Source organism: Roseateles sp. (assembly GCF_036486225.1).
Taxonomy (GTDB): Bacteria; Pseudomonadota; Gammaproteobacteria; order Burkholderiales; family Burkholderiaceae_C; genus Roseateles.
On sequence record NZ_DASVNZ010000215.1, the window covers coordinates 1 to 3,118 of the forward strand.

3 protein-coding genes are annotated in these 3,118 nt (G+C 71.7%); 2 read left to right on the forward strand and 1 reads right to left on the reverse strand.

The features are described 5' to 3' along the window. On the forward strand, positions 1-901 hold a 901-nt coding region (locus VF536_RS14860; RefSeq protein ID WP_331615638.1), incomplete at its 5' end, for a hypothetical protein. Between the two features lie 7 nt (positions 902-908). On the opposite strand, the gene VF536_RS14865 is transcribed toward VF536_RS14860, so the two are convergent. After that, positions 909-2,381 carry a PLP-dependent aminotransferase family protein gene (locus VF536_RS14865; RefSeq protein ID WP_331615639.1) on the reverse strand — a complete coding sequence of 491 codons (1,473 nt, stop codon included), beginning with the start codon at positions 2,379-2,381 and terminating at the stop codon, positions 909-911. 254 nt (positions 2,382-2,635) lie between these two features. On the opposite strand from VF536_RS14865, the gene VF536_RS14870 reads away from it, so the two are divergent. Next, positions 2,636-2,869 carry a DUF2917 domain-containing protein gene (locus tag VF536_RS14870; RefSeq protein ID WP_331615640.1) on the forward strand — a complete coding sequence of 78 codons (234 nt, stop codon included), beginning with the start codon at positions 2,636-2,638 and terminating at the stop codon, positions 2,867-2,869. The last annotated feature ends 249 nt before the right edge of the window (positions 2,870-3,118 follow it).

Sequence of the window (3,118 nt, forward strand, 5' to 3'; positions counted from 1 at the left end):
CGCTCCGACGCCCGGCGTCCAGCAGGGCGCCTGGCGCGACCAGTCCCGCCTGCGCGACATCCCCTGGCGCCTGCGCCTTCCTGACGGCGACCGGCCGGTCGCGCTGGTGGTGTTCTCCCACGGCCTGGGCGGCAGCCTGGACGGCGGCACCGAATGGGCGCAGGCCTGGGCGGAGGCGGGCATCGCGACGCTGCATCTGCAGCACGCCGGCAGCGACCGCGCGATCTGGCGCGGCGGGCTGCAGGCCGTGAAGGCCGCCGCGAGCGCCGAGCAGCTGATCGAGCGCGGTCACGATGTGCAATTCGCCGTCGAGCAGCTGCTGAAGCTGCAGAAGGACGGCCACGGCCCGTGGGCGCGTGTGCGCCCGGAGGCGTTGGGCATGTCGGGCCATTCGTTCGGCGCGCAGACCACCCTGGCGGTCGCCGGGCGCGATTTCCGGGAACGCAGCGCGCCGGATCTGTCCGAGTCGCACTTCAAGGCCTTCGCCGCCTTCAGCCCGTCGGCGGGGCATTTCCCGGGCGGCATCAAGGGCATCACACGGCCGATGCTGTGCCTGACGGGCAGCCTCGACGGCAACCCGATCGGCCAGGAGCGCGACGGCCAGTACCGGCGCATCGTCTACGACACGCTGCCGGCCGGGGCCAAGGCGCAGTTGTGGCTGGAGGGCGCCGATCACATGAGCTTCGGCGGCGGCGGCGAGCGCGGCGCGGGTTTCGGTCAGCGGCTGCTCGGGCGGGGCCGCGAGCGAGCACCCGAGAAGCTCGCCGCGCATCACGCCTCGCTCATCAAGTCCATCAGCACGGACTGGTGGCGTTGGCGCCTGCTCGAGGACGAGGACGCGCTCACCCGCCTGAAGTCGCCCAAGGGCCTGGACGCCAAGGACGAATGGCTGCAGGGATGAGCGGCGGTCAGGCCGCGAGTTCGTTGTCGCGGTGGTCGCCGGCGTTGGAGGGGCTCAGGAGCAGCGCCTTCGCCAGCGCGCCGATGCGCCGCAGCGCTCGAGGATGCGCCTCGCCCCATTGGCCGCCCACGCCCAGCCGCACGCAGTTCCGGAAACGCGGGCTCGCCGAGAACATCATCCCCGGCGCGATGATGATGTGCTCCGCGAGGCAGGCCTCGTACAGCAGCGCGGTGTCCAGCCCTTCAGGCAGTTCCACCCAGAGGATGAAGCCGCCGGCGGGATCGGACACGCGCGTGCCCTTCGGGAAACTCTCGGCGATCATCTGGCGGGCCTGGTCGACGCGCGCGGCGATCGTCGCCCGCAGCTGCCGCAGCGCGGCGCCGCCGCCGGCCTGGGTCAACAGGTCCGCCAGCGCCAGCTCCAGCACGCTGGTCTGGCCGCCGGACTGCACCGCCTTCGTCCGCCGCAGCACCTGCCCCCAGCGGCCGGCCTCGACCCATCCCAGCCGCAGTCCCGGCGCGATCGTCTTCGAGAACGAGCCGCAGATCATCACGTGCCCTGTCGTGTCGAAGGACTTCACCGCGCGGCGCTTGTCCTCCTGCTCGGACAGGTCGTTGTAGAGCACGTCCTCGATCAGCGCCACGTCGTGCTGCGCCAGCATCGCCGCCAGCCGGCGGCGCTCCGGCACCGGCATCGAGGCGCCCAGCGGGTTCGACAGCGTCGGCACCGTCAGCACCGCCTTGACCTGCTGGGTGTCGAAGGCCAGCTGCAGCGCGTCCAGCGACATGCCGTGGCGCGGATGCGTCGGGATCTCCAGTGCGCGCAGGTGCAGGCTCTGCAGGATCTCCAGGAAGCCGTAATAGGTCGGCGACTCCAGCGCCACCACGTCGCCAGGCTTGCACACGGTGCGCAGGCACAGGCTGATGGCCTCCATGCAGCTGTTGGTGAGGACGACCTCGTCCGGATCGAGCACGCAGCCCAGTCCCAGCGCGTGGCGCGCCACCGCGCGCCGCGCCTCTTCCATGCCCGGGCCGAGCGGGTAGGTGCACAGCAGGTCCCGATGGCGCATCACGGCGCGGGCCATCGCGCGGCGCACGCGGTCCTGGTCGAACAGCTCCGGCCCCGGACAGGCCGCGCCGAAGGAGACGAAGGACGGGTCCTGCGACAGCGCCATCACCTGCACGCCCAGCTGGTCCAGCTGGACCATCCGGGACGCCGTGTCGGGCCGCGAGACGCGCGGCTCCGGCAGCCGCGGCGGCCGGGCGGCGACGAAGTAGCCCGAGCGCGGCCGGGCTTCGATCAGCCGGGCGTCCTCCAGCCACCGGTAGGCCTGGACGGCCGTCGACAGCGACACACCGTGCTGCCCGGCCAGCTCCCGCACCGAGGGCAGCCGCTCGCCGCGCTTCAAGGTGCCCGAGCGGATCGACCGGGCCATCCGGTCGGCGAGTTGCATGTACAGCGGTAACAGCGGCGCGTCCATGCATCGATTCTGTGTGTTCTCCCCGGGCGCCAACCAATACAGATCGGCGGCAAGCCGGCCAGCACAGGCCGCGTCCGTGCGCAGGCTGTAGGGGTCGCATCGGTCGGCGGCTGTGGATGGAGCGCGACAGCGCCTCTTTTTATCGTGACGGCATGCAACCGTTCCGCCTGCTCCCCCCGCCGTTCCGGCCCCGGTCCCAGCCCCAGGTCTGGTCTGCGCCGGCTTTCCTTCCCCCCGGACCCGGACCGGACGCCGTGGTGCTGCCGACCGACGGCCGTCCGATCGAGTTGCGCCTGAAACGCCCCGTGCGGCTGCGGGTCTTCGGCGGCCGGGCCTGGATCACCCGCGCCGGCTGGCCCGACGACCACTGGCTGGAACCGGGCCAGACCCTGGACCTGCCGGCGCCGCCGGGTTGGTACGGATGGCGCCTCGTCGTCAGTGGCGAGGGCGCATCACTCGTCACCCTGAAGGCGGAGACGCTCGATTAAGTCCAGGGCTTGTCCCCGGTTTTTCGCTATAACTCGGCCCTCGTAGGTTTCCGAATGACATCCGACGATGTCACCGGAGCAACAAAAGACACGGAACCCGGGTTCCACGAGGGAGTTGCGATGAATCGATCCGCGATGTTGCGGGTGGCGCGTCTGGCCGTGGCCGGCGCGGTCGGGGCGATGCTGCTGAGCGCCTGCGGCGGCGGCGGCGGCGACAGCGGCGTGCCGCTGAACGGCGGCAGCAACACC